Annotated in this window: 18 protein-coding genes; 8 read left to right on the forward strand and 10 right to left on the reverse strand. The window is 54.3% G+C overall.

What is annotated here, in order from left to right:
• Positions 1–8 precede the first annotated feature (8 nt).
• From EBB_RS08560 to EBB_RS08580, 5 genes are all read left to right on the forward strand, one after another.
• Positions 9–1247 carry a glutamate-5-semialdehyde dehydrogenase gene (locus EBB_RS08560; RefSeq protein ID WP_225587364.1) on the forward strand — a complete coding sequence of 413 codons (1239 nt, stop codon included), beginning with the start codon at positions 9–11 and terminating at the stop codon, positions 1245–1247.
• On the forward strand, positions 1247–1888 hold the full coding sequence (gene nadD, locus EBB_RS08565) for a nicotinate-nucleotide adenylyltransferase (protein WP_192393315.1): 642 nt from the start codon (positions 1247–1249) through the stop codon (positions 1886–1888). The genes EBB_RS08560 and nadD overlap by 1 nt, the downstream gene beginning before the upstream one ends.
• On the forward strand, positions 1889–2230 hold the full coding sequence (gene rsfS / locus EBB_RS08570) for a ribosome silencing factor (protein WP_192373648.1): 342 nt from the start codon (positions 1889–1891) through the stop codon (positions 2228–2230).
• Between the two features lie 114 nt (positions 2231–2344).
• Positions 2345–3037 carry a hypothetical protein gene (locus tag EBB_RS08575; RefSeq protein WP_192393316.1) on the forward strand — a complete coding sequence of 231 codons (693 nt, stop codon included), beginning with the start codon at positions 2345–2347 and terminating at the stop codon, positions 3035–3037.
• Positions 3027–4208: a flagella assembly protein FlgT middle domain-containing protein gene (locus tag EBB_RS08580; RefSeq protein WP_192393317.1), complete on the forward strand. Its 1182-nt coding sequence runs from the start codon at positions 3027–3029 to the stop codon at positions 4206–4208. Before EBB_RS08575 ends, EBB_RS08580 begins: the two co-directional genes overlap by 11 nt.
• Here the strand turns inward: EBB_RS08580 and EBB_RS08585 are convergent.
• From EBB_RS08585 to EBB_RS08595, 3 genes are all read right to left on the reverse strand, one after another.
• On the reverse strand, positions 4198–4704 hold the full coding sequence (locus EBB_RS08585; RefSeq protein ID WP_192393318.1) for a glutathione peroxidase: 507 nt from the start codon (positions 4702–4704) through the stop codon (positions 4198–4200). The genes EBB_RS08580 and EBB_RS08585 overlap by 11 nt on opposite strands.
• A gap of 23 nt (positions 4705–4727) precedes the next feature.
• Positions 4728–4892 (reverse strand): hypothetical protein, encoded by a 165-nt coding sequence (locus tag EBB_RS08590; protein WP_192393319.1) that lies wholly within the window; start codon positions 4890–4892, stop codon positions 4728–4730.
• Positions 4893–5019: 127 nt separating this feature from the next.
• On the reverse strand, positions 5020–5715 hold the full coding sequence (locus tag EBB_RS08595; protein ID WP_192393320.1) for a hypothetical protein: 696 nt from the start codon (positions 5713–5715) through the stop codon (positions 5020–5022).
• A 766-nt stretch (positions 5716–6481) separates the two neighbouring features.
• Between EBB_RS08595 and EBB_RS08600 the strand changes: the two genes are divergently transcribed.
• The 3 genes from EBB_RS08600 to EBB_RS08610 all read left to right on the forward strand — a co-directional run bounded on the left by EBB_RS08600 (position 6482) and on the right by EBB_RS08610 (position 10519).
• Entirely contained in the window at positions 6482–7189 is a 708-nt protein-coding gene (locus EBB_RS08600) for a PEP-CTERM sorting domain-containing protein (protein WP_192393321.1), read from the forward strand.
• 284 nt (positions 7190–7473) lie between these two features.
• Positions 7474–9291, forward strand: a complete 1818-nt coding sequence (locus tag EBB_RS08605) for a S8 family serine peptidase (protein ID WP_225587283.1) — start codon at positions 7474–7476, stop codon at positions 9289–9291.
• Between the two features lie 460 nt (positions 9292–9751).
• On the forward strand, positions 9752–10519 hold the full coding sequence (locus EBB_RS08610; protein WP_192393322.1) for an HAD family hydrolase: 768 nt from the start codon (positions 9752–9754) through the stop codon (positions 10517–10519).
• Positions 10520–10529: 10 nt separating this feature from the next.
• On the opposite strand, the gene EBB_RS08615 is transcribed toward EBB_RS08610, so the two are convergent.
• From EBB_RS08615 to EBB_RS08645, 7 genes are all read right to left on the reverse strand, one after another.
• Positions 10530–11711 (reverse strand): molybdenum ABC transporter ATP-binding protein, encoded by a 1182-nt coding sequence (locus tag EBB_RS08615; protein WP_192393323.1) that lies wholly within the window; start codon positions 11709–11711, stop codon positions 10530–10532.
• A 55-nt stretch (positions 11712–11766) separates the two neighbouring features.
• On the reverse strand, positions 11767–12195 hold the full coding sequence (locus EBB_RS08620) for a TOBE domain-containing protein (RefSeq protein WP_192393324.1): 429 nt from the start codon (positions 12193–12195) through the stop codon (positions 11767–11769).
• A gap of 56 nt (positions 12196–12251) precedes the next feature.
• Positions 12252–13022 carry a molybdate ABC transporter substrate-binding protein gene (gene modA, locus EBB_RS08625; protein ID WP_192393325.1) on the reverse strand — a complete coding sequence of 257 codons (771 nt, stop codon included), beginning with the start codon at positions 13020–13022 and terminating at the stop codon, positions 12252–12254.
• A gap of 26 nt (positions 13023–13048) precedes the next feature.
• The gene (locus EBB_RS08630; protein WP_306789994.1) at positions 13049–14584 is read right to left on the reverse strand and encodes an alginate export family protein; all 1536 of its coding nucleotides are present in this window, start codon (positions 14582–14584) and stop codon (positions 13049–13051) included.
• 292 nt (positions 14585–14876) lie between these two features.
• On the reverse strand, positions 14877–15671 hold the full coding sequence (locus EBB_RS08635; RefSeq protein ID WP_225587284.1) for a sulfite exporter TauE/SafE family protein: 795 nt from the start codon (positions 15669–15671) through the stop codon (positions 14877–14879).
• 26 nt (positions 15672–15697) lie between these two features.
• Positions 15698–23536 (reverse strand): filamentous hemagglutinin family protein, encoded by a 7839-nt coding sequence (locus EBB_RS08640; RefSeq protein WP_192393327.1) that lies wholly within the window; start codon positions 23534–23536, stop codon positions 15698–15700.
• Positions 23530–26049, reverse strand: coding sequence for a two-partner secretion domain-containing protein (locus EBB_RS08645; protein WP_192393328.1), 2520 nt, complete (start codon positions 26047–26049; stop codon positions 23530–23532). Before EBB_RS08645 ends, EBB_RS08640 begins: the two co-directional genes overlap by 7 nt.
• Positions 26050–26303: the final 254 nt, after the last annotated feature.

Raw genomic sequence — 26303 nt, forward strand, 5'->3', positions numbered from 1 at the left:
AACAGTACATGCAGCAATTGGGGCAACAGGCCAGAGCGGCCGGCCGCGAGATCAGCAAGGCCGAGAGCGGGCGGAAAAATAGCGCTTTATTGAAAATTGCCGAGGCTATCGCCGCCGGTAGTGCCGAGATAGCCAGCGAAAACCGCAAAGACTTGGCCGCCGGCAAGCAGAACGGTATGGATCCGGCGTCGTTGGACCGTCTGGAACTGACGCCAGCCCGCATTCAAGCGATGATAGAAGGTCTGAAGCAGGTTGCCGCGTTGCCCGATCCGGTTGGAGAAATCACCAACCTTAACTATCAGCCCAGCGGGATTCAGGTTGGACAGATGCGGGTGCCCTTGGGCGTAATCGGCATTATTTACGAATCGCGGCCTAACGTCACTGTCGATGCGGCGGCCTTGTGCTTGAAGTCTGGTAATGCTTGTATTTTACGCGGCGGTTCTGAGTCGATTCATTCCAATCGCGCGATTGCGGTGTGCATAGCCAGCGGTTTGGCCGCTGCCGGTTTGCCGCAACAGGCGGTGCAAGTGGTGGAAACCACCGATAGGGCCGCAGTCGGCGAATTGATTACGATGAAAGATTATGTTGACGTGATTGTGCCGCGGGGTGGCAAAAGCCTGATCGAACGCATCAGCGGCGAAGCGACCATCCCAGTCATCAAGCATCTGGACGGCATTTGCCATGTCTATATCGACGGTAAAGCCGACGTGGACAAAGCGGTGGCGATCGCGATGAACGCGAAAACCCATCGTTACGGTGTTTGTAATGCGATGGAAACTTTGTTGGTGGCGGAAGGCATCGCTGCGACGGTGTTGCCGATTTTGGCCGAACAATATGCGGCAAAAAACGTGGAACTGCGCGGTTGCTTGAAAACCTGTTCTCTGATCAAAAACGCCGTACGCGCTACCGAAGAAGACTGGCATACCGAGTACTTGGCGCCGATTTTGTCCATCAAGATCGTCGTCGACATCGACGAGGCTATAGCCCATATCAATACTTACAGCTCCGCTCATACTGAGGCCATTGTCACCGAAGATTACACCTTGGCGCGGCGCTTTTTGCGCGAGGTGGATTCCAGCTCCGTGATGGTCAATGCCTCGACTCGGTTTGCCGACGGTTTTGAGTACGGTTTAGGCGCGGAGATTGGCATCAGTACCGACAAGCTGCACGCGCGCGGTCCGGTTGGCTTGCATGGTTTGACCTCGTTGAAATTTATCGTACTGGGCGACGGGCATATCCGCCAATAATGATCGGGGTTTACGGCGGCACGTTCAATCCGGTCCATTACGGCCATTTACGCACCGCGCTGGAAGTGAAAGAGCTGTTCGAATTGGAGCAGCTGCGTTTAATTCCTTGCCGGGTGCCTGCGCACCGAGATGAACCCGACGTGCCGGCGCACTTGCGTTTGCAAATGCTGGAAGCCGCCGTCGCCGATACTCACGGCTTTAGCGTTGATCGGCGCGAGCTGGATAGGGCGGGGCCGTCGTATATGGTCGATACGCTGCATTCCTTACGCAACGAAATTGGCGATACGCCCTTGCTGTTGTTTATCGGTGCGGATGCCTTTGCCGGTTTGGAGCGCTGGCATCAATGGCAACGCTTATTCGATTATGCGCACATCGTGGTGATGACCCGCCCCGGCTATGCCGGATCGACATTATCGGCGTTTTTGCAGCAGCGAATCGCCGAAGACCGAGCCCAATTAAGCCGGCAAATTGCAGGACTGTTAACCTTCCAGGAAGTCACCGCACTGGCGATTTCCGCTACCGCTATTCGCGAACTGGTGGTAGCTGGACGCGATCCACAATTTTTACTGCCTGACCGGGTTATCGAATTGATTCGGCGGCATCATCTATATCAACCCCTCATTCATCACACAGGAAATTGAATGCAAACAGAAGCATTACTTAAGCTGGTCGAAACCGAGCTCGACGACCGCAAAGGCCTTAACATCAAGACAATTGATGTGCGCGGCAAAACCAGTATTACCGATTATATGGTCATCGCCACCGGCACCTCGTCTCGGCACGCCAAATCGCTGTGCGATTATGTGATGGAAAAGGTCAAGGAGCAGGGGCAGCAGCCGTTGGGTATGGAAGGCGATCAAAGTTCCGATTGGATTTTGTTAGACTTGGGTGATGTGATCGTTCATGTGATGACCGGTCAAGCCCGCGAACTGTATCAGCTAGAAAAACTCTGGTCAGTGGCTGGCGACAAGACCCACAGTTAGTTTCTACCGCGATTTGCTGAAAGCAATTTTAAACGGTTCAAGGGCATAATTTGTCATCCGCCCTCAAGAAAAAGCCCAAGTAGTCGATGACTTAGGCGAGTAGGAGGAGGGATTATGAAAGCGTTTAAGACAATCTGTTTGCTGTTGATAATGTCAGTCGCGACGGGGTGCGCGTCCGTGGGTGGTAAAAGTGCCGAGGCGCCGTCGCCGTCAGCCGGAAAAACCCTGCGCGCTACCGGTTATAGCCGTTTCGACGATAGTGGCAAACTGGCGGTTAATCAACGCTGGTTACAAGCGCAACAAGCGGCCAAACTGGATGCCTATCGCGGCTTGGCGGATTTGCTGTATCAAGAAAAATTAGGCAATCAAACTACCGTCGGCGCCCAGGTGATGCGCGACGAGGTCTACCGGGTTTATCTGGATAGTTACTTACGCGATGCCCGCGCCGCGGACTATCGGACCGTCCGGGATAGTTTAAAAACGACTCTTGAATTACGTCTTAGCCCGCGTTTTTACCAATGTATGTCCGGCGATACCTATGTCGTCGGACAGTGTCTGCAGGAAGATAATAAACTGGCGTTTACCCGGCTGGGTTATAAAGCGGCAACGGTGACTTCGGCCAACCTGGCCTGCGGCGCACGCGATTGTAGCGATCAATATTATGTGTCTGGCTTTTCCAAAAAGCCCAATGTCGTGGACGATACTTTGCTGGAAGCCGGTCTTTACGATGTGGAATGGATAGCCAACACCGGCTTGCGGACGATATTTCAGTATTTGTTGATCAACGGATTTTATAGTGCCTTATAAAAACTTGCTAACAGTGTTGCTGATCGCTTTGCTGGCTGCATGCAGCAGCGGTAATAGTAAGCGTGGCGGCGATGAGAATGGCGTTGCCGGCTCCGGCCAACAGGTTAGTGTGCAAGGCAGTGCGCCAATCGTCGGCGGCGGTATCGAAGCAGCCCGGCGCGCTGCTATCGACGACGCGGTGCGCAACGCGTCCTTGCAATTAAAACGTAATAATAATTCGGCTCTGTTGGTCAGCGACATTAAGGTGGTCGACGAATGGCAGGATGCCGATCTTTATCATGTGCAAGTGCTGGCCGTGTTGTCTGATAAGCAGCGCTGCGGCTCGCCGTATCGGAAAAAAATCGTTGCCACCGGCTTTCCGGTTATGAATGCAGATCAAATCAGCGGCACCGAAAGCCAGGATTTATACAGCGGCATTCCCAGGGAAATTAATAATCAGTTGATGGAAACCGGTGATTTTATCGGCCGCAATCTGACCAATACCTCTTTGTACAGCCGACCCGATATGGCGCCGGAAATTCGCTTTGCCGAGGGCACAGCCGAATCGGTTATCCTGAATATCGCCAAGCAGCACAATGCGCAGTTTGTGTTGTCCGGCGTGATTCGCGATTTTCGGGTGGAGTCCACGGAATATGTGCGCGGCAGCGGCGCGTTGGCGGATTTAAAATCGATGGTCAGGGATTTTGTCGCCCGCCGCAGCGTCGGGATTGACGTATATGTTTATGATGGCTTTAGCGGCGCCTTACTGTTTCAACATCGTTACACCGATTCCATCCTGGGTGACGTCTCGCTGCCGAGCGGCTACACGGTGGGTAGCGACCGCTTCAACTCGACATCGGCTGGTCACGCTATCAGCGAGATCATTCAACAGGCCAGCGAAGATATTCACAAATTATTCGGCTGCTATCCCTTTACCACCCGTGTAATCCAGGCTGGCAATAATCGCATAGTGATTGCCGCCGGCGCCCAGGATAAAATCAGAGTCGGTGATAAGCTGATGATTTATTCGGCGTCTGCTGGCGGTGTAACCGGGGCGGGCTTGGGGGAATCGCAGGGTATTTTGACGATAACCGACATTAGTGCGACGACTGCGGCGGGTACACTTGATTCTACGGCGGTTGCCGGTGCGGTAAGGCCGGGCGACTGGGTGAAAAGTTTTGCTACGCCTTAACGGGGGCGTCGCTCAAACTCAGTAAGCGCTCTATGTCCTTGCTGATGCCTGCCGGCGTGTCTATCGGCGCATAGCGTTTAAAAACCTTACCATCTCGGCTCACCAGAAATTTGCTGAAATTCCACTTAATGGCGTTCAAACCCAGGATACCCGGGGTGGCGGTTTTCAAATACTCGAACAGCGAATGCGCATTTTTGCCGTTAACGTCGATTTTTTCGAACATGGGGAAACTGACGCCATAGTTCAGTTCGCAAAAGCTGGCAATTTCTTGGCTGTTTCCTGGCTCCTGCTGGCCGAATTGATTGCACGGAAACCCTAGTACCACCAAGCCCCGGCTTTTATAGGTCTGGTATAGAGCTTCTAATCCACGGAGTTGCGGCGTAAAACCGCATTGACTGGCGGTGTTGACGATTAGCAGCACTTTTCCGCGGTAATCTTCCAAAGCGACAGTTTCGCCGTTAATGTTAGTGGCCGAGAATTGGTATATGTCATTCATGCTAATGCGGGTCCGTTATGGAATTACTTGCGCTTGCCGTTCATTTTTTTGCCCAATGCCTTGGAATCACTAAAACCAATATTGGGCCATGTATCCCGACCAGGATACATACACAAATAGCCACAGAGGATGCCGGTGTTCATCGGATTGTCAAAAATCCATAGAGTGACGATACCCTTATTCTGCATAAATGGTTATCCGGGGATTCAATATCATTTGGATATGGGGTCTCGGTCCCGCTTTCGCGGGACGACCGGGCCCATAGCTACCTGACTGCATGGGTAGCTGTTGGAACCTTTGGCGATTTCCCAGTGCTTATTCTGCGGATAGCCGTTGTTGAAGTTTGGTTTGCAGTAAGCTGTCATAGTGGCGTTTCAACACCGAATCGGTAGGCGGTGTTGGCAATTCGGCTGCAATTTCGCGGCGTAATTGATCAAGGTCGTGCGTCTGCACTGACGAATCTTCAGGCAGAACCGCTTCTGCATCGCTGGCTGGCTGGGTCGCAGCTTCCGGCTGGGAGGCTTCCGATTCGTCTACCAGTTGTGAATGCTGAGGCGATGCGATTTTGTGCAGCGTTTCGTAGTGACGGCGCAGCACGGAGTCGGTGGGATAGGGATTGCTGAGGGCCTCTTTCTCCGCTTGCAATGCTGCCAGATAATGGCGTTTTAATACGGAATCTTCGGGTATTGTGATTACCGGCGCTGCTTTCGTCAGTGTTCTCGGCTCTTCGGTAACTGCTGTTACGATTGGCGCCTGTGGCGCGGGTTCGGCAATCGGTTCCGGCGCTTGGATGGGAGGCTCTACCGGCGTCTCGATTTCTTGCGTTATTGGAGTGGTTGGCGAGGCGGTATTAGGTTGCGAAGGAGCACTCGCTGCACGGGAAGTTGCTGGTTGAGGTGGTGTTGCCTGTTTGTTTTCCGGTGTCTTGCCGATGGGTTTGAGTTTTAGTTTGCCTTTCCAGACCAGCCAACCGACTACTGCCAGGCCTACGATTATCAGAAGTTCTATCATGATTTGTCCCCCTCAATATTGTTATTAATCCAAAACTAACTAACACCTACAGCGTTACCGATTGGCTTTCTAGGCATAGCTTCCGCCGCTTGTATTCCAAAGCCTGATGGAAGCTCTACGATTAAATCGCAGCGCTTTATACCATAGATAGTTGAAATAGTTGATTTGTCGAGTCGCAAGGCGGGCGCTTGGGCAGCAATAGCCAAGGCGCATTGTCCCTGTTAGCTTTTCTGTATTGAAAAAACAAAGTTTCAATTTTTCGATTGGGTCAATCGATCACGACTTGCAAAACATTCAACAGTGCAAGTGTTGTGTCAGTTTTTTTTACAGACAAAAATGTCGAATTTCCAAATGGAAATTTTGGTTCGGGGTATTGTTAAATTTTTATGACAATGCGTCGGGATTTTTTCCTGAAATTGCTTTGCAAAAGCGCTCTGACATTGGATTCGTAAAAAGCAATCTTATGAGAACAGCTGGAAAAAACTGATTAAGTTGATACCACGACGCAGTTTTTCTTAGTTGATGCTCAGGTAGGTTTGAACTGTAATGCACGTAATGTAAGCAAATGCTGACGTAAAAATTTACAGTTGGTGGTGGTTGAAATTGTTTCGAGATGATGATTTTTATTTAAGAAATTGTTTTATAAATTTAAATTATTTTTTGGCTCGTTATTTGCATGGCATCTATATGATTTCGTGGTATGGCTAACGGAAACTTAACCATACAAAGCATTTATAGATTGTACAGATTTATACTAGGGGGAATTATGGAAACCAAAACGATTAAAAACATACTGTTGGCGGGACTTTTATCGTCAACCGCAATTTTCGGAGGAGGTGCTCAAGCGGCCTCATTTAGCGTAGCGGGTAGCCTAACAGGCGATCCTAGAACCAATAATCCGGATAACCTGTTCATCAACGTCGGCATAAATGTCCTTGACACAGTCGCTACTTGGACCGTGGATATCGCCTCGCCTTTGCATCCAAATGCCAAGCTTGACGAGTTTTATTTCAATCTGGGATCTTCGGTTAATGCTGCAAATGTTCTTTTTGGTGGGTTTTCGCCAGCGGGTTGGGTTATCAACAGTCCAGCATCGACAGTAGGTGGAGGGAACTTCAATCCCACGTTTCTTTTTGAAGCTGTTGATCCGTCAGGTAACGGAAACAACGTCACTAATGCCGTGAATTTGTCGTTTACCGCAACCTTAAACCGCAATTGGACTTTGGATGACTTTTATTCCGCAGCAGCACTACAGAGCTCGGAAGCTACGTTACCTGCCGGTCAATTGGGTGCGCATTTGCAATCACTAAGTACGGCGGGTTGTGCAGGTTGCTCGGATAGTGGCTTCCTGATCGGTAACTATACACGCGACGGCGGTGGTGGTGGTCAAGGCAGCGTGCCCGAGCCAAGCGTTGTGGCTTTGCTGGGTATGGGCTTGTTGGGCATGGGTTTGTCACGTAAAAGCAAAGTCTGATTGTCCGATTTGTTTACACATCTAAAAAACGCCGGTTATCCCGGCGTTTTTTTTTCCAGAAATTATCTGGCAGTTTTAGCAATAAGTGTTACCCCATGGCCGTTATGGTGATTCTGAAAGTAAAGTCACAGTAATGGCAGCCCAGTTTTTTTAGACTTCCTTCCAAGCAGAAAGCTAATTCAGAACATTCAAATTAGCTTACGTTCAGAAAGCCTCAAGGCAAAGAAGCCAAGGATGAGGTGTTTAAGATTTGGATATTCAAAACAAAAACCAGGGGAACAGTCATGAACAAAAAAAATTTATACATCACTTTAGGCGTTGCGCTACTGGCAGTGCCCGCAATCATTTATCTTGATAAATACCTGCTGGATCAGGAAATTTTGCAAATAAACCAGGATATGCAACAGTTGCCAGCGTCAGCTGGTAACGTCGCCAAAACCTGGAAACCGGGGCAAATTTTAGTAAAGCCCAATGCGGGTTTGGCTGATGCGGAATTTGAAAAAATTCTGCGTGGCAATCAAGGTAAAAGTAGCGAAAAAATCGGAAATTTGCCGGTTCATATCGTTAGCGTTCCTGAACAAGCGGAAGAAGCTGTGGTGCGGGCGCTATCAAAAAATCCCCATATCGAGTTCGCTGAACTGGATATGGTTCAGCCAATGAGTACGACTACCCCAAATGATCCGAACTTTGCCGGGGCTTGGCATTTAGCAAAAATACAAATGCCTGGTGCATGGGATGTTTCCAAAGCGGACGGCATTACGATAGCTGTATTGGATAGCGGCGTTGATGGTTCGCATCCGGATTTGGCTAATCATATGATTCCGGGCTGGAATGCCGTGGACGGCGGCTCTGATACCTCTGATATTAATGGTCACGGTACCGCTGTTGCCGGTACAGCAGCGGCTGTCACCGATAACGCTGTGGGGGTTGCCGGCGTGGCCTGGAATGCGAAAGTGATGCCGGTGAGGATTACTAACGATTCTACGGGATATGCTTATTGGAGCGATATAGCTCGGGGTTTGAGTTGGGCAGCAGATAATGGTGCCGATGTCGCGAATATTAGCTATGGAGTGAGTGCTAGCTCGGCTGTGTCATCAGCAGCGCAATATATGAATGCTAAAGGCGGATTGGTGGTTGTCGCAGGTGCCAACGACGGAGTCGATCCTGGTTATACCAATAACCCCTACATGATTTCTGTTTCAGCAACCGATTGGAATGATGCGAAAGCCAGTTGGTCAAACTTTGGCGCCTTTATTGATGTCGCCGCTCCCGGCACTTCTATTGCCACCCTGCTGAGAGGTGGTGGATATGCCAATTGGAACGGAACTTCATTTTCTAGCCCCGTCACTGCGGGTGTGGTCGCGTTGATTCAAGCCGCAAATCCCAATTTGGTGCCTGCGGATGTCGAAAAAGTGCTAAAAGATTCTGCCGATAAAGTATCCGGCGTTAATTTTGATCCGAACTATGGCTATGGACGTATCAATGCTAACGCCGCGGTGCAATTAGCGCTCAATACCGTGGCTAGAGATACTCTCGCGCCGACCGTAGCCATTTCATCTCCAGCCGCTGGCGCTGTGGTAAGTGGTTTGACCTCTGTGGCCGTTAACGCTAACGATAATGTCGCAGTTAGCCAGGTTTCATTTTACGCAGGCGGTAAATTGGTCGGAACAGATGGCACTGCGCCTTACACATTCAGCTGGGATTCCACGACTGTGGTAAACGGCAATATCGATTTAACGGCGGTGGCAACTGACTCTTCCGGAAACCAAGGCTCATCAAGCGCCGTGACCGTGAACGTACAAAATCAAACCACGGTAAGCACCACGGATCAAGCGGCTCCAACCGTGAGCATTTCTAATCCAACAAATGGTGCGAAAGTGAGTGGTAGCGTAGTGAATATCTCTGCTGCTGCCAATGACGACATTGCCGTCGCTAAAGTGCAGCTTTATATCGACAACAAGTTGGTGTCGTCTACCACCAGCAAAACCTTGAGCTATAGCTGGAATGTCAAGAAAGTGGCTGCCGGCAGCCATTCGATCAAAGCGGTTGCCACCGATACCGCCAATAAAACCGGTACCGTCAGTATTCTAGTCAGTAAGTAGCATTCGTATTCGGAAAACTGCCGACAGTTAGTTTTGTTGGCAGTATTGCAAAGGCAATTAAAACAGGGGCATTTCCGCCCCTGTTTTTTTCGCGGGATTCGTAGCGCGTACCCCGGCACAATATATGTCCCAAATGCTGTCCAGAATGGGAGTAATCAAAGGCAAGTGCTGGTAGTTACAATTCAGAATCACGCTCGGGGTTGACTTTAGTTTGATTGACCCGATCCTATTGATCAGGGTTATTCTGTTAGTGCTGAGTCCGTCGAATTCCAGGCGGGTGCACCCTTCCATTAACTCAGTACCCTCAAGGACACAAAGGCAAACGGTATTTAAGAGCCGGGTTAATAATGATTGCGGGTGGCGCGATTACTGGAAAGTTTTGCGATGCAATCCAGATTATCCGCCGATTCATCCGTTACAATAACGCCCATTTACCGTGACTCCGGATACCCCTATTTCAATGAACGATTCGATTATTTATGCACTGGATTTTGATGGTGTTGTCTGCGACAGTGCGGTAGAAACCGCGATCACCGGCTGGAAAGCCGGCACTACTATTTGGAAAGACATGCCAGACGCGGTACCTCGGGCTATCGTTGAGCAGTTTCGCGAAGTGCGGCCGATTATCGAGACGGGTTACGAAGCTATTCTGATCATCCGTCTCATGTATTTGGGCAAGAGTACCGCCGCTATTTACGCCAACTATTCCGCTAAAGTGCAAAGGATGCTGGACGAAATCCATTTAAGCATCGACGATTTGAAAAAATTGTTCGGCGAAACCCGCGACAATTGGATTGCCAGTGATCGTGCCGATTGGATAGCCAAGAATCCTTTGTATCCGGGAGTTGCGGAAAAATTGCGCCGCTTGGGGCAGAGGCATTTATGGTGTGTGATTACCACCAAACAGGAGCGCTTCGTCAAGGAAATCCTCAGAGCCAACAACATTGAATTGGCCGACGAAAGGATTTTCGGGATGGACCGCAAACTCAGCAAACCTGAAGTTCTGAAAGGATTGAAAGCTCAGCATCCAGGCCAGCCGATTTATTTCATAGAGGATCGCCTACCGGCACTCGATGGGGTACAAAAACACCCGGAGTTGGCGGATGTGAAATTATTCCTCGCCCTCTGGGGTTATAACCTTGCCGCAGACCACGCCGTTGCCGCGGGGCAAGCAATCGTGCTGCAACAGTTAGATACTTTTCTCAGCGACAGTTTGGGTGTCGTATAAGCCGCCGAATTCAGTAGCGGTATTCCAAAACGCTGTGGGTGTCGACGCCGGCATTGTTCAAATAATAGTAACCGTCGCCGTGGCTGACAATGCGTTGGTAGGGTAGGGTGTCCAGTTCGGCCAGATAAACGATGGCATGAGTTTTAATCAGGCAATACACCACGTCGCCTTCTCGCAACCCCATGCTCTGACAGGCCCCCGGCGTAATTTCCACCAATAAGGTCCCACCACAATCGACTTGCACGATCAGGCTTTCGCCGCTGGGGATGATCGCGCAGATTCGGCCTTTCAATTGATTCTGAATAGAGATGCCGTCAATGTAGGCCCGCGACAGCGCAATGTCGTTGGCGCGGATCGATACCTGGCTTTGGCTGCCGATCGCAAACTGCGGGCGTAGCGGCAATGCCAGAGGCAGACCGAAACTGTCCGCCATACTGCAACCCGCCTGGTAGTCGTGACTGCGGATACTGATCGGCAAGATGTTGTCGATCTGACGGATTCCCAGATAGCGCAAGATACCTTGTTGTTTGGCTACTTCGCGCAAGGAGCCGCTGCGCAGCACCTGACCGTGTTCCAGCACGATCAACTGGTCGGTCAATTCCAGAATCTCACCTAGCGACTGGCTGGCATACAGTACCGGCAAGCCGAATTCGTCTTGCAGGCGTTTTAAAATCGGTAGCAGTTGCGAGCGGTAACCATGGCCGATGGCGGCGAAGGTTTCGTCCAACAGTAATAGTTTTGGCGATTTCAGCAGGGAACGGGCTAGCGCCACCCGCTGGCGCTCACCAACCGAGAGCCGTTCGATAGGCTGGTCCAGGTTGGCGCCCAGTTCCAATAAATTGATTAGATAGTCCGGTTTGAACAGCCGGCGCTGTTTCAGGGTTCGGTAATAGGCGGCGGTTAAATTGTCGCGCACGGTTTCGCTGGCGTCGGCGCAATCGATTTGCAATACCGCGCCTATCGGCCTTTGTTCGCGCGGCATTACGATGCCTTTGCGGCTGTCGAACAAAATCTTGCCGTCCAGCGCAATATGCCCGCTTTGCGGCTGGATAGTGCCTGCGATCAACCCCAACAATGTGCTTTTGCCGGCACCGGATTGCCCGAACAGGCCGACGCTGATGTCGCCCACCGATAATTGCGTGCTGAGGTCGAAATGACCGCGACGCAGTTTGACATTCATGTCCAGCAGCATGACCACCTCCGGTGGTTAAAGCCAACCCGGCCTGGTGGCCGGGTTGCGCATTCTATTAGCCTTGCACGCCGAGAATCACCGCGCCGGCCTTGAATACTGCCGTGGCGGTTTGGCCTTTACGCAGCCCCAGCGTTTCCGCGCTATCGTTGGTGACAGTAGCCGCGATTTTGTCGCCGCCGGGCAGGGCAATATCCACTTCGGTGTTGACCGCGCCGGGCTTGATGTCAGTTATCGAGCCTTCCAACTGGTTGCGCGCTGAAATCCGGTAACCGCCGAAATCGGTGACGACGATCACTTGCGGTGCTTTGACCAACGCGATGACTTTCTTGCCGGTTTCGATGGCCAAGTTTTCAACGGATTCCTTGGTGATCGAGGCGACGATGGTTTCGCCGCCTTTTAAGCCAACATGTACCTCGGCGTTGACGGCACCGATGATGACTTGATTGACGGTGCCGGAAAATTGGTTACGTGCGCTTGTTTTCATAGTAATTTCTCGTGAAGTGAGGGGGAGTCCGTGTCATAACGGTGTTGGGTGGAAAGTTAATTGACAGCCGGTAAGGCATAGCCGTATTTCTCGATGATCGCCAATGCCGGCGGTGATTTTAGAAACGCCAGCAAAGCTTGCGCAGCCGGATTTTCGGCGCCGGTTTTCAGCAGCACCGCATCTTGCAGAATGGGCGTATGCAGATTTTTCGGGATGATCCAACCGGAGCCCGAACCGATTTTGCCGTTATCTATCACTTGTGATAAAGCTACAAAGCCCAGCTCGGCGTTGCCGGTACTGATGAATTGATGAGTTTGGGCGATGTTTTCGCCTTGCACGAATAAGGGTTGCAGTTTTTCCAATAAACCTTGGTTTTTCAGGACTTCCAGTGCGGCCGCCCCGTAAGGAGCCAGTTTTGGATCAGCCAGAGCCAGATGCGTGAAGTCGCCTTTACTGAGGATTTGGCCTTGCTCGTCCACATAACTAGGGTTGCTGGACCACAGTACCAATTTACCAATGGCATAAGTAAAGCGGGTGCCGGCCACCGCCAAACCTGATTGCTCCAGTTTCAGCGGGCTTTTATCATCCGCAGATAGAAACACCTCAAACGGTGCGCCGTTCTCAAATTGGGCGACGAATTTACCGGACGATCCGAAGGAAAGCTTGGCACTGTGGCCGCTGGCTTTTTCAAACGCCTCGGCGATCTCGGTCATGGGTTTGGTAAAGTTGGCCGCCACCGCAACTAAAGTCGTTTCGGCTTGCGTTATCGTGCTTAACGCTACCAGCGATAGGGTCAGAATAATTCGGTTAAAAGCGATAAACGACATGCTATGTCTCCTTAATGATGAAGCGGCTAAAACCGTAATTGGCTCTGCACGTAAACATAATCGACGTCGTCTTTAACAGTCGGTGCCGACGGTGCTTTTTTGGCGAATTCGCCCTTGAACAGATGTGCCCATCCGGTTTCGAAATTCAGGCTGCTGTTGAAATCCCAACGCGCGGTCAATTCCAATTGTTGACCGACAAAATCACTGCTGCGGCCGCTGCTATCTTGCAAAGCGGCCGCCGTCCAACTGTCTCTGGCCGATGCCAGCCAATAGAAACGGTGACTCAGTCCCAGTTGCACATCGCTGCGCGGAGCCGCAGTAATGCGGTAGCCGGGGGTACTGATATTGCTGCGGGCGAATGCGCCATACATCCCGGTCGGGCCGAACTCGAAGCGCCTTGCACCGTACAAGGTGTCGAAGCGTTGGTCTTGATTGTCGTTTGGGTTTTCGTCACCGCTGGCGTAGTCGTATTCCAATGCAAAACGCGGTGACCAAGGGGCGTCGAAGGTATAGCCGACATCGGCATGTTGGTACCAGGCTGCGTGCTCCAAATCGCGGCCATTGCTGGCGGCAGTACTGGAACGGACGGTGCCCAGCTGGCCGATGGTTTCGGTTTGAAAGTCGAAATTGGCTTTTTTGGGTTTCAGGAAAAATCGCACGCCGGGTGTGAAATAGCGGCGATTACGGGTGGGATTGCGGATGCTGTCGCCTTCGTCGAGATGGTATAGATAAATTTCGCTGTTGACGCCCCAGGCCAGGTTGTACAGTTCCAAAAAGCCGCCGGAAAACCAGGTGTGGGTATCTTCTTCGTCGAATTCGTGGACCTCGTTGAGAATATCAGCTGAGGTGGTAGGGTAACGATTGACCGGCATCGTTACAAAGCCGGTAAATTGCCACTGATCGTAATTCAGCAGCCGCAGTTTTACGCCGGTAAAACTGTTGATGTCGTTGCGCATCGCATTGCGGGCAATTAAGCGGCGACTGCCCAGGTTCAGCGTTTGCCGGCCGGCTACAACTTCAGCGCCGATACCACTGTAAAACAGATTTTGATCTGCCCAAGCCAAATAACCTTGAATAAAGTCCGCTGCATCCGCGTGAGTGTTATTCACGCCGGAACCACTATCGGCACCCAAGGCGCGCGCATCGAGAAATTCTGCACCTATCCTGAATTTAGCGATGTGCGCTTGCAGCCATAGCGCTGTTTGCAAGGCGATTTGCTGATCACCACCCCGGCCGTTGGCCTTAAAGTTGCCGTCCATCGTCTCGTAACGGGTGCGTTGCTCTACAGACGCATCCAGCCATTTCGGCAGATTTAGCGCGTCGTGCAGATTCCAGACCGGCTTTTCGAATTTATCGTTGCCCAGCAGGGCGTCCCGCATCTGACTGGAAAATGCTGCCATGGGCGGCTTGCTGTAGGTTTTAACTTCAGCGGCTTGCATTGGGGCGCCAACTAAGTAAAAACCGGTGGCGGCCATAGCACCGAATGCGCGTTTATTAACCCGGCCCTTAAATAGCGTTCGTCCTGAGCTGGTCGAAGGACGCGCCATATCAGGCTTCGACAAGGCTCTCCTGAGCGCAGCCGAAGGGCTGATCCTGAACGTTGTACCCGTGTTAAATAGGGCCGGTTCAATAACGCCGGTCGATTTTAAGCTGTTTTTTCGCATCGTTATGACCAAATCGTCTCAAGTAATTATCGGATTCCCAGGGCGGCTATTTCCGCAAACGGATGTAGCGATTCATGCAGTTAGGACGTAGTTTAATTCGTTGTGTATAAAAGTAAATAACGAAATCGGCAAAGAGCTTATTACGCTTGCGGAAACAATGTCCGGCGTGATCTGGGATATATCGTTTGCCTCACACGGCATGCCGCCAAATCTTAAAGGCCGAGATCAGTAAAATAGCCGCCAACAGGGGCAATAGCATGGCAACGGAAACATAAGGTAATAGCTGGCTGCCGAGAAAGGCGCCGGCAATCGAGCCCACTGACATCAGCGCGATAAACACCTTTTGCCGCGCCAATACCGAAAAACTTTGATGGCAGCTGTAACGGCCGAAGCCGGCCAGCATGGTCGGCAGACTGATTGCCAACGACAGGCTGCCGGCGATTTTGATGTCCACCCCAAACAGCAGCACGATAGTGGGAATCAGTAATTCGCCGCCGGCCACGCCCAGTAGCGCGGCGACTATGCCGATACCATAACCGGCGATGCAGCCGATAACGGTTTGTTGCCAGCCACTTGACCAAGCTGTGGCCGTTGAAGCATCGTGAGCGCTCAGCAACGCCGCCGCTATGCCAATCAATGCCAGGGCGATGACCCTGTATAAGGATTTGGATTGCAATTGGCTGGCCCAGCTCGCGCCATGCCAGGCACCGATCAGGCTGCCGGATAACAAGGTTACGATCACGTCGGCGTGTGCAGCCAATTCGCGCAACGGCACATCTGCGGTACGGAAAGGCAAAGCACTGGCGACCACGATCAAACTCATGGTCTTATTCAAGATCACCGCTTCCAGCGCACCGAAACCAAACAGGCCGATTAACAAAGGCAAGCGAAATTCCGCGCCGCCCAGGCCTATCAACCCGCCCAGAGTACCTATTGCCGCCCCGCCGGTGACGGCGGAATAGGTTTTAGCTTTTGCGTTCAACATCGTGTGTTCCATTATTATCAATCGGTTTAACCGCCGCATCCTGGTACGCCGTTGCGCACGTCACTGATGCTGCATTTGCCAAAGCCAACCACTTGGCTGTCAATAACCGCTACTTTCGCGGATTTTTTAGAGCGCTTATCGATCGTTTCCTCTTCCTCGTCGGCAAACGATTTACTACTCGCAGATTTCGCCGCAGCCGCAGCGGCGGCATCACCGGCGATCATCGGGTTGCTGACTTGGGCAGCGGCGGCCGGTGCCGGATTGGTGATTTGAATATTGTCTATGCCTCTAACCGGCCCCGGCAAAATGACCTTGCCGCCGCCGATACCCGCCTCGCCGGCATCGACGTATCCGCGCGGTGTCACCAGATAAACGTTGCCAACCCGTTTGCGGTTAAAACCGGATTGCGCGCGAATGCCGCTGCCCGACACCGTGGCCGGAAATATCACGACCAGATTGCCGTTGGCATCCAGACTGATTTTGGGTTTGGGTGTCGAGATAGCCGATTTCGCGCCGCGGCCGGCGTCGATATTTCCCTCCGACGACCAGGCCGTGATGTCGCCGCCATCCAAGGTAAATATCCTTGATTGATTGACTTGTAAGTCGCCGTTAACCAGGATGTTGATGTCGCCCTCGCGTTGCGCCACCACGCCCAGTTGATCCTGGCTTTTCTGCCCGGTAAAGGCCGAAGCCAAACCGACATTGATCATGCCGCCGGGGGCCAGCAGATCGATATCGCCGCCATATAAAGTCTGTATCCGGCTGAAAAACATCCGGATATCGCCGGGTGGGCTGTTGGGAAACATATGGGCTATGGCAGCGTAGCCGCGCTGGTAAGCGGCGGCTTTTTCGTTGTCGGGCAAAGCCGCCGCGGCGACGGCGGTTGCCCGAATTTCCGTGAACAATATATCCAATGCCACAGCCAAACGGCCGGCCGTGCCGGTTTGCCGGTTCAGTTCGGTTATACGATCCCGGTAAGCGCCGTTGACGACATAGGCAGTTAGAAAGTCCTCCAAGGGCCGGGTATCGCGCTGTAAGTTGCTGCCCGCCAGCACCACCACGTCGGCGCCGGATGGCGGCAATGCTGGGTTCAACAGCGGCCCGACTGTGGTTATCCCTTCGGAGCTGCCCAGGTCGACATGGCGTCCCGCCCAAATATTCAGCAAACCCGGACCCGCCAACTGAATACCGCCGGGAGAGCCTTGCACCGCGCCGGTGACGGGGTCGCGCAAGATCGGAAACACCAGGTCGCGGCCAGCGCTGATAGTCGTGACATCGCCGGCATTGATATTCTGGATAGCCAGGCTCAGATTGTACAAATCCTCTCCGGCCCAAATATCGGTAGCCTTGGCTGCGGCTACCAACGCATCGCCGATACCGCTGATGCTGCCGTTAGCGGCAATGATGCGGTTGTGAATGGTATCGTTACTATGGATCGGTTGGGCGGCGTGTACCGTGGACACATCGCCGCCGAAAGGCGTGGTAAATAGGTATTGCGTCGCGCCCGAAGCGGTGGCGGCCGGTTCGGCGGCAGACAGTAGGCGTGCCGGATCGACATCCAGTTGATTGACGCGGGTGCCGCTGCTGTCGTTACCGATGGTAATGTTTTCGGCAGCCGTTAGATCCAGGCTGCTCTCGGCAGCGGGGTATAGCGTCATCGAGTTTACGATGTTTAATCCGCCACTTAGCGCCTGCGCACTAAGATTGCCGGGATACAAAGTCAGCAGCGGATAGTCGCTGCTTTTCAGGATTGCCCGGCCTTTGGGTGATGATGGGTTGAAGATTTTGTAGGCTTGGGCGATGGGTTCTACATCGTTATTCAGCAGCAAGTCGCCGGCCAGGGTTTGCAAGCTGATAGCGCTGGCGGCGCTATAACTGGTGAAGAATGAGCTTTTATCCAGGAATTTGGCCGGTGTCAGCGTAAACGGGTTCAACACCGTGCCAACCTCGATACCGCTGCCGGCTTGCACCTGGAATTGAGCATCGCCCAACGCAAACACCGGGCCGGCGGTATATTGGCTGCCGCCGGTGATTGATCCGTCCGCACGGATATTGGCAGCGCCTTTGTCGACGTAAAACACGCCGCCGGCGATGTCGCCCCCGGCATGTACTGCCAAATTCCCGCCGTTTTGTTGCTGCCAGAGATTTTCAATGATTTGGCCGTTTGCGGTAGTACCGACCGGTTTTGCCGATGTGGGCAGCATCACCGACAAGTCTTGAATATCCGCGCCGGCCTTGATGCTTACATTACCGCCGCCCAAGGCGCCGATGTTCTCCCTAAAGCCGAATTTCAAGTTTTGAATGCGGGCGTTGGCGCTGTTTTGCACGACCAGTCCGTCGAACATGATGCCCCAGGCCGTGGCTCTGTCCTGGCTGGTAATCCCATTGCTGGCATCCCAGTTTCCGGTGCGTTGCAGCCAGTCGGACATGAATTGCGGGCTGGCGGCGCCGATGATGTTGCGGCCGGCATTTAGGCTGATGTCGCCGCCGTCGAACGGATATTCGACAAAAAAAGCCGCGGCGACCAGCGCATTGCTGAAACTGCCCCAGCGTTCGCTGTCGGCGGCGCGGCCGGCGGTGTAAATGGTCGATGTGGCATCACTCAGGGTAATATCGCCGGCGGCGGCAACCTTGATATTGCCGGTGCCGGTGCGAACGCTGGCATTCGCCGCAACGGTTAACGAGCCGGCTTCGGCCGACGTTTGCGTGGCCAACTGATCGGCGCTGCTTAGATCGGCGCCGGCCACCAGGTTGTAATGCCATGATTGGCCGGTTTGCAATACCAGTGTTCGCAGCCAATTGCCGTTCACGCCCAGCATATTGGCCAGCTGGCTGGCGTCGTACAAGGCAAAGCCATCGCTCAGCGTTTGGCCGACGGTCAAATTGCCTGCGGCCCGCAGGCTGATGGTGCCGACGCTGTTGCCGTTATCGAAATGCCAACTTTGGCCTTGCGAATCCGGGAATGCCAAGTCCCAGCCGTTGTGAGAAATCAGGCTGCCGTTGATGTTGCCTGGGTTATAGCGGATGTTGGCTGCGCCCACATTCGGAAATATCCTGACAAACAGGGTGCGGAAGGTGGCGGATTGCGGGTTGGCGTCGAAGTAATAGCTGCCGTCCACGGTCAGCAATTTGCTGGTGGCTTCGGTTAAATTCCGAACCACGCCGTTGCTGCCGATTTGCTGTAAGGCATTGACCACGCCGGCGGCGTCGGCGAGAGAGGTCGTCCATATCGAGCCGGATTGGCGCGTCCAGCTCCTGCCGTTCAGGGATTCGCTCAGATCCAGCGTCAAATCGCTGCTGCTGACTATATCCACACCAGGTTGTAAATTAAAACCGCCCAGGCGTTGTTGCAGATCGGCATTGCCGGCGGCTGCGTTCAGATATTGCTGGGTTTCGCCGCGCCAGGCGCTAATTTGGCTATTGCTTAGCGGTATGTCTCGGTATTGCGCGGTGGCGGAGACTGTCCTGGTATCGGCCCCGATTACGCTGCCGGTGGCTATCGATACCGCCGCATCGTCGTTACCGATCCGGTTGACCACGACCTCGACGCTACCGCCGGCACCATTGGTACCGCCGGAGACATCGATGGTGGCGCCGGCGGCGACCGTCACGCCTTGATCGCCGTCCTTATCAGTATCCAAAGACGTTAAAACCACCGAGCCGCCTGGCTTGCCGGCGGCCGTTGATGCCGCATTAAGCTTGGCGTCGGTCAGGATATTTACGCTGTCGCCGGCCGATAGTCGGATGCTGCCGGCCTGTTGGCCGCCGACATCCAAGATGCCGAACACGTCCAACTTACCGGTATCGACGCTTAGCTTGAGATTGCCGGCTTTAACGTAATCGCCTGCGGCGACAGTCAGATCGCCGCTGCGTTGGCGGATGTTCCAGTCGCCGTTAAAGCCGGCATTCGCCAGATAGCTATTCAACGCGGAGAAATTAGCCGGCGAAATGGTTTTGGCGTCCATGTTGATATTGCCGCCGTGCGCACCTTGATAGCCCGTGCCGCGTATCTCGCCGGCCAGGGTTAAATGGCCCGATGCGGCTGCCAATGACAGGGTGCCGGCATCGCCGCCCGACAGGCTGCCGGAGACATCCAGTAGCGAACCGGTGTTCAAGGTCAACTCGCCGCTGGCCGATTTCAAGAAAATACTGCCGCCGCCGGTGTAGACGTGGTGGCCGGCCAGATCGACGTCGCGGCCGCTGGTATCTATGCTGCCTGAGATTTCCAGATCCTGAGCGGCTTCCAGTTTGACGATACCGGAAGCCAGTTCAATGTGCCCTTGGTGCTTGATCCGGTCGGCCGCGATACTCAATCTGGCACCGAGCGCGTTGTTGCTCGCGGCGTTTCCGGCGGCCAGCGTCGTCAGATCATGGTGGCCCAAGTTTAACGAGGTATTGGCGCCAGCGGTAGCGGTCCAAATGGGGGTGGCGATGCTGACATCGCTGTCGGCAGCGATATGTGCGGTGCCGCTGTTGACGATGGCGTTCAGGCCGGTCAATGCTAGGTTTTGGAAACCGGACCAGACATAGTCGCCGGCGCCCAATGTTAGGGTGTTGGCGGTCAAATTGAGTTGGCCGCTGCCGGTGGCGGCCAATGCCGCCGCGGTGCTACGGCAGTTCTGCAGCGTGATATTGTCTGCATTGATGGCGGCAAGCTGTTGGGGGCCGCCAAAGCCGTAAAGCCCCGAGGCATTTAACACCAAGTCTTTGAATTTCAGATGCAAGCCGCCGGCAATATCGATGGTACTGAAGCTGTTCAGCGTCAGTTTGTCTACGCCCAGCTGGTTTAAGGTGGCAGCCGATAATCGCAGGCCGTCGCTGTCGCCGGTATCGCCCAGGGAGATGTGGCTGGAACTCAGCGTCAATTCGCCTTGGCTCATGGCGATATTGCCGGAAAAGCGGGTGTCCTTGCTGGCATCCAGCAGTATCGAGCCGGCGCTGGACAGCGTTGCCCCGCTGGCTATGTCCAGTGTACCGCTCAACCCGATTAACGCATCTGCGGCGCGCACCACGCTGGCTTGGCTGCCGGCCGAAACCCTTAGCAGGGCGCCATCGCTGCTGCCATTGGTATTGACGACATTTAGATCGGTGTCGATGCGGCCTAGGCTGCCGGCGCTGCTAATTGTTGCGCCGCCGGCAACCGAGACGGTATCGCTTGCGGCCAATAAGATTTCCGGCGCCTGCAAATGGCTGTCGGCCGTTATCGTGACCGTTTGTGCGCCGACCGTTAGCTGGGTTTTTGCGTTGCCGCGGCTGCGCCGGCCGCCCAGTAACAGGCTGTCTACGCCCAGGTGGTTCAATTCATCAGCCAGCAAGAGTACCGTGCCGGGATCGACACTAACGCTTCGGCTGCTGACCACGGCCAATCTATCCGCGCTGATGTCCAGCATGCCGCCCAGTCCGCCGGGCGCGGCGGTGGCGCTGATTTGCGCGGCCATTTGCAAGCTGTTGCCGGCTAATAGGCTGAGATTGCCGGCGTCTTGCGGTAGCGAGTCGTTCGCGAAGAAATTGCTGGCCGTCGTTTCCTGATATTCGGAACGGGTGCGGGCGATGGCGCCGGATTCAACGGCAAAACCCGACCAGCGGCTGTCGACGATATTCGTCCCGGCCGAATATCGGTAGCCGGCGATGATGCTGGCACCGTCGGTACGTAAATTCTTGGTGCCGGTCGCCATATCGGTTGTATTGGCTTGCGGGGTAATCAGGTAGGCGCCGGGCAGCAAGGCATAGTGCGCCGGCAGCAACAGGTAATAGCCGGCCGCCAAACCGGAGTCAGCACTGAGATAAATACTGTCGCCGGGGCTCAGTCCGGATTTGGCGAATTCCAGCGGATCGAAGGCGGCAAAATCGGCTTGATAGCTGGGCAGCACCGCGTAATTTTGTTGGTAGCCCGTCGCTGCGGAATCCAAGGTATCGATGCTGCCACCCGGCCCGGCGATGAACTCGAAAGCCGACAAATCGCCGCCGCCGTTTAAGTTGACGACCGCGCCGCCGGCCAGATTGATGTCCGGTGCGGATAGGGTAATGGCTTTTTGCGGCGTGCCGTTCTGGATGTTGTTGTACGTGCCCAGTGGATAAATCCAATCCAGCCCGCCCTGGGTGCGGCCGAACGGAATCACGACACCATCGTCGTCACTGACCGATGTGACGCTGCCGGCGGCCAGGGTCAACGAATGGTCAGCGTTTAAAGCGATGTTGCCAAACGGTGCCAATAATACGCCACGGCTGAATATATTAGGCGCGCTGATACTTAACTGGCCGGCTGCCGACAACGGCGTATACCAATCGCCGACGCCCGGCAGAATATCGACGAGGCCGTTCGGGTTTAGTGCGGCATCCAGCTTCAAGCTGTATTTGCTGAGCGTGGTGGGATAGATTTGCCGAGCGCTCAAACTAAGATTGCCGCTGAGGTTCAGGCCGCCGATCAGGTCGGCTTCGCTGTTGGGATTAATACCGATCAGGCGGATGTCGCCGCTACTGTTCAGGCTGGTTTGCGCAAAGCCGGCGATTTCGCTGGAACCGTATAAATCGATGAGCTTGGCGTTGACGCTTAGGTCGGCGCTGCCGATTGCGGCGCCCAGATTGCCGTGAGCGGCGCGGTTCCAGCTGGAGCCTAAACTGAAGGTGTTACTGTTTAACACCACCTGGCCGCTGCCGGAGTGGCGGATCAATGGTGCATCCAGTTTCAGGTTTTGCGCCAAATTCAGACTAAGGTCGCCTTCGAAACGGATCTCGCCGCGCTCGGGGCGCGTCGGCGCATCGGCATATTGCTCGGGTTGTATCACCGCTGCGGCCAAACTTAGCGAACCGAAGCCGCCTTCCTGAACTTGCCGGGCGGAAATATAAGCTTGGCCGTTAAACGCCGAAGGGATGCCGTTGGCCGCGAGTTGTGCCGTGTCCGGCAAGCTGGGTAATTCGGCGGAAAAATGAATGACGCGGTCGGTGAAATTGAAGATTTGGTCTTCCGGTTCACCGCGGTGTTGAGCATTCAATTCCAGGTTCAGGGTGCCATCGGCCGCAGCCGAACCGTTGCCGGCGGCTGTGCTGCCCAGGCCGGCCCGGCCCAGCAATTGGCCTTGTAACAGCATGCCTTCGGCAGCGCTCAGATTGATGGTGCCGGCAGCGGATGCCAGCGTTTGCCGGCTTTTACCCTTGGCATTGAGGATGTCTATTGCAGCCTGGGTCCCAGATACGTCCATGCGGCTGCCGGCGGCTGTCAGGATGTAGCCGCGCTCGGCGTTTAAGTCTATCGTGCCGCCGGCCAGCACCTTGCCCAGCGCCAGTTTTTGCGCATTGGTCGTCCAGATTGTGGCGCCGGCGGTATTCAGCAGGGCGTTATGGCCTAAGGCAATCGCCTGATTGGGATTGTAGCCCTTGTCCAACGCGCTGGGCGGACTGCTCAATTGCAAGCTTATGTGTCCCGCCGGCGCCACCAGCGAACCGTCGATGACTATGTTGGCGTCCGATGTCAGCGAGAACTCGGCGCCAGGATCGCCGATGATGGCGGCACCGCTACCGATGCGAATGGCCCGCTCGGCAACGTATCCGCCGGCTATGCCGGCATTGTGGCTCAAGGTTAAACTCAGATCGACGGCATCGCGGCTATCGTCGGGCAGGATAGCCGTTTGCACCAGGCTGCTTAAGTCACTGCCGCTGGCAGACTTGACGGCCTTGGCTTGCAATTGCCAGTTGCTTTGCTGCAAACGAATTTGCGTGCCGTCGGCAATGCTTAAATCGCCGGCATTGGCGGTCAGCCGGTAGCCGCTGAAGCCGCCGCTTTGCAGTAGCGCCGGCGATAGGTTAAGAACATGCGGGTCGCTGCTGGCGCCACCCAGTTGGATAGCGTTGGCGGTAATGCTCAGCACGCCCCCTGTTGCAAGGCATAGGCGGAGAGTGCAGCGTTGAGGCTGAATACACTGGGTTCCAGACCGGCGCTGATCAAGGCGATATTGCCGCCTCGACCATTTTGGGTTTTGGCGGTGGCGCTCAATGCCGCGCCGGCGTTGGCGAGAATGTTAGAGCCGCTATCCAGCAGCAGATCGCCTTGGGCCTGGAGCAGAATACTCCCGCCGTCTATCGTCAAGGGCTTAAGTGTTTGCGCGTTTTTGCTATCGCTAAGGTCGTTGATCCAACTACCGCTGCTGTCGATGACGCTGCCGGCAGCCAGATGTAAACTGCCGCTCAACGCGCGGGTAGGGTCCAGGCCGCGCCGGGTTTTCAGTTCCACGCTGCCCGCCGGCGTGCGGATGGTGCCCTGGATGTCTATTTCGCCGGCCTGTAGCGACAGGCTGCCTGAACTGGCCAAGTTTAAGCTAAGGTGTTGCGGCAAGGTCAATCTGCCGCCGCTGCTGACGGCCAAGTGGTTTACGCCTTGGACGAACAAGGCGCTGCTCAGGTAAATAGGCACAGCGGTATCCAACTCGGCGCCATAGGTGTAGCCGGGATCGTTGATAAACAGCAGATCTTGCTGATGCTGATTGGACCAGGCCGTGTCTATGCTCAATATGCCGCCAGTTGCCCACTTATCGGCGGTGCGCTGGTAAGCGCTGTTGACGGTGTCGGCCAGAATATTCCCGGATATACCCAAATCGCGGGTTTTGATAATCAGGCTACCGGCATCGCCGCCCTGGTAATACGCGTTTTGGTAATAGCTGCTGCTGAGGATTTGTTGGTAGCTTAAGTTAGGATCGGCGGAGGCGATGTCGAAAATACTGCTGTTCGAACGCAGTTTGCTGGTCGTTATCTTGCCTGCTAGATAGTGTATGGAACCGCCCGAAATATCGATGGCCGCGCCCGGCTGAACGATAACGTCGCCTTCCGATTGCAGCTTGACGCTGCCGGCGTCTATGTTGCGTTCTGCGATGCTATGTTGCAGTTTCTCCAGCGCGCCGGAAATATCCGCCAGCTTAGTACCGACGCGGCTATCCACTTGCACGGTTTTGCCGTGCAGAAAACCGGTTTTTTGCAGCGGAGCGTCGCGCAGTTCGTTATTGCGTAGTTCCACGTCCACGATGTTTGCTGACATCGGCAGTTCGACATTTTTCACGCCGGATACATCAATCTTGCTGCCGGCATCCAAAATAATGCGGCTGGCATTGCCGGCTGATGTTGTGTTCAATGGATTGGATGGCGAGGCGCTGGCCGTTAGAGTCACGTCGCCGCCGTGGGCGACAACTTGCGCGCCGGATTTCAGCCGGATTTGCCCGGCTTCCAGGTCGATTTTGGATTTTGGCTGGGCTTGACCATTCACTGCGCCACCGGCGCTGGTATCCAGCGTGACGGTGGTCAAGCTGTCCGCTTCCAATGTCACGCTGGCCTGTGTGCCCAAACCGTCGTCCGTGGCCGAGGCTCTGGAGGTGCTGAGCGGCTTGAGCTGGTAACGATTGTTGCCGGCTTCCAGACGCGCGCCTTCCCGGGCCAGCAGGCGGACGCTGCCGTTTAATGCCACGGCGGTACTGGCGGAAACGACGCCTTGTTGGGTGACGGCAAACCCCATCAGCGTGGTATTGCCGCGCTCGCTGAGAATCTTGCCGACGTTTTTCACGTCGCCGCCGGTTTTTACCTCCACCAGCAGGCCGCGCAGATTGTCGTCGTCGGTTTCCTGCAAATACACCTTGTCGGTAGCGGCCGCCAAAATCACCTGGCCGTCCGCTGCCGAGATCGTGCCTTGATTTTCCACTTGCGGCGCAGCCAAGATCACCCGGCCGCCAGCGTCGGCGCTGATTTGCGCGCCTGGCTCAACCAAAATCCGGATTTTTTCGCGGTTGCCGTTGCCGGTGTTGCGATACACCGTGCCGTCGCCGGCCATTGCCGCAACCGGTTCGGTATCGTTCGGGCCGGCATCGGCATCGACCACTTTGCTGATGCCTTGCGCAAACACCTGGTCGGTGATGGGCAGGCTGGTGGCCACCAAGCTGTTGGTGTTAACCGAGGCACCGTTGCCGAATATGAAGCCGTTGGCATTGACCAAATACACTTGGCCGTTGGCGCTCAGGCTGCCGGAAATCTTGCTGGCATCCAGCTGGTGAATGTTATTTAGCGCTATCGACGCGCTGGTCGGTTGCGCGAATTGCACGCTCTTGCCGGCATCGATATTAAAGCTCTGCCAGTCCAAAACGGCTTTATCGGTCGTCTGGTTGATGGTCAGCTTTTGACCGTCGGCGCTGTAATGGGCTGAGGCCTGGCCGACATTGACTCCGGGGTGCAACGCGGCATTGGTCAGATCGGCGCCGCCGGCATTGATAGCAACGGGTAAGCCGCCGTCGGCCCCGCATCCGCCACTATGGGAGATTGCCAACACGCTACCGGTCAAAATACGCCGAATACTGAGCCTAAGCAGCAGCTCTTTGCCGGGAAATGCGGCGGACGTAGTATTCATGCAGTCATACCGGAGAGACAGAAAAAGTATTTCTATATTTACTTGTTTATATCGCTTACGCAATACCTGAACCGTTTTCAAACGGCCTGCAGCTGAAAAATCAACCACAATTTGCCTATTAAGCTAGCTAAACAGCTATGTTTTTGCTTTTTATTTCCTTAAAAGAAATAATAAATTCGCGAATAATATTTGACCAGCTTCACATAATTGCCTTACGTTATGTCCGTCGGAGAATAACGAATAGCCTTCGTACT

This window comes from Methylomonas fluvii (assembly GCF_014850975.1).
Classification (GTDB): Bacteria; Pseudomonadota; Gammaproteobacteria; order Methylococcales; family Methylomonadaceae; genus Methylomonas; species Methylomonas fluvii.

Excerpts from the sequence above, each read along its gene's own strand:
- EBB_RS08560 (WP_225587364.1), top strand. The coding sequence starts at position 9 with ATGCAGCAATTGGGGCAACAGGCCAGAGCGGCCGGCCGCGAGATCAGC.
- nadD (WP_192393315.1), top strand. The coding sequence starts at position 1,247 with ATGATCGGGGTTTACGGCGGCACGTTCAATCCGGTCCATTACGGCCAT.
- rsfS (WP_192373648.1), top strand. The coding sequence starts at position 1,889 with ATGCAAACAGAAGCATTACTTAAGCTGGTCGAAACCGAGCTCGACGAC.
- EBB_RS08575 (WP_192393316.1), top strand. The coding sequence starts at position 2,345 with ATGAAAGCGTTTAAGACAATCTGTTTGCTGTTGATAATGTCAGTCGCG.
- EBB_RS08585 (WP_192393318.1), bottom strand. The coding sequence starts at position 4,704 with ATGAATGACATATACCAATTCTCGGCCACTAACATTAACGGCGAAACT.
- EBB_RS08590 (WP_192393319.1), bottom strand. The coding sequence starts at position 4,892 with ATGCAGAATAAGGGTATCGTCACTCTATGGATTTTTGACAATCCGATG.
- EBB_RS08595 (WP_192393320.1), bottom strand. The coding sequence starts at position 5,715 with ATGATAGAACTTCTGATAATCGTAGGCCTGGCAGTAGTCGGTTGGCTG.
- EBB_RS08600 (WP_192393321.1), top strand. The coding sequence starts at position 6,482 with ATGGAAACCAAAACGATTAAAAACATACTGTTGGCGGGACTTTTATCG.
- EBB_RS08605 (WP_225587283.1), top strand. The coding sequence starts at position 7,474 with ATGAACAAAAAAAATTTATACATCACTTTAGGCGTTGCGCTACTGGCA.
- EBB_RS08610 (WP_192393322.1), top strand. The coding sequence starts at position 9,752 with ATGAACGATTCGATTATTTATGCACTGGATTTTGATGGTGTTGTCTGC.
- EBB_RS08615 (WP_192393323.1), bottom strand. The coding sequence starts at position 11,711 with ATGCTGCTGGACATGAATGTCAAACTGCGTCGCGGTCATTTCGACCTC.
- EBB_RS08620 (WP_192393324.1), bottom strand. The coding sequence starts at position 12,195 with ATGAAAACAAGCGCACGTAACCAATTTTCCGGCACCGTCAATCAAGTC.
- modA (WP_192393325.1), bottom strand. The coding sequence starts at position 13,022 with ATGTCGTTTATCGCTTTTAACCGAATTATTCTGACCCTATCGCTGGTA.
- EBB_RS08635 (WP_225587284.1), bottom strand. The coding sequence starts at position 15,671 with ATGTTGAACGCAAAAGCTAAAACCTATTCCGCCGTCACCGGCGGGGCG.
- EBB_RS08645 (WP_192393328.1), bottom strand. The coding sequence starts at position 26,049 with ATGAATACTACGTCCGCCGCATTTCCCGGCAAAGAGCTGCTGCTTAGG.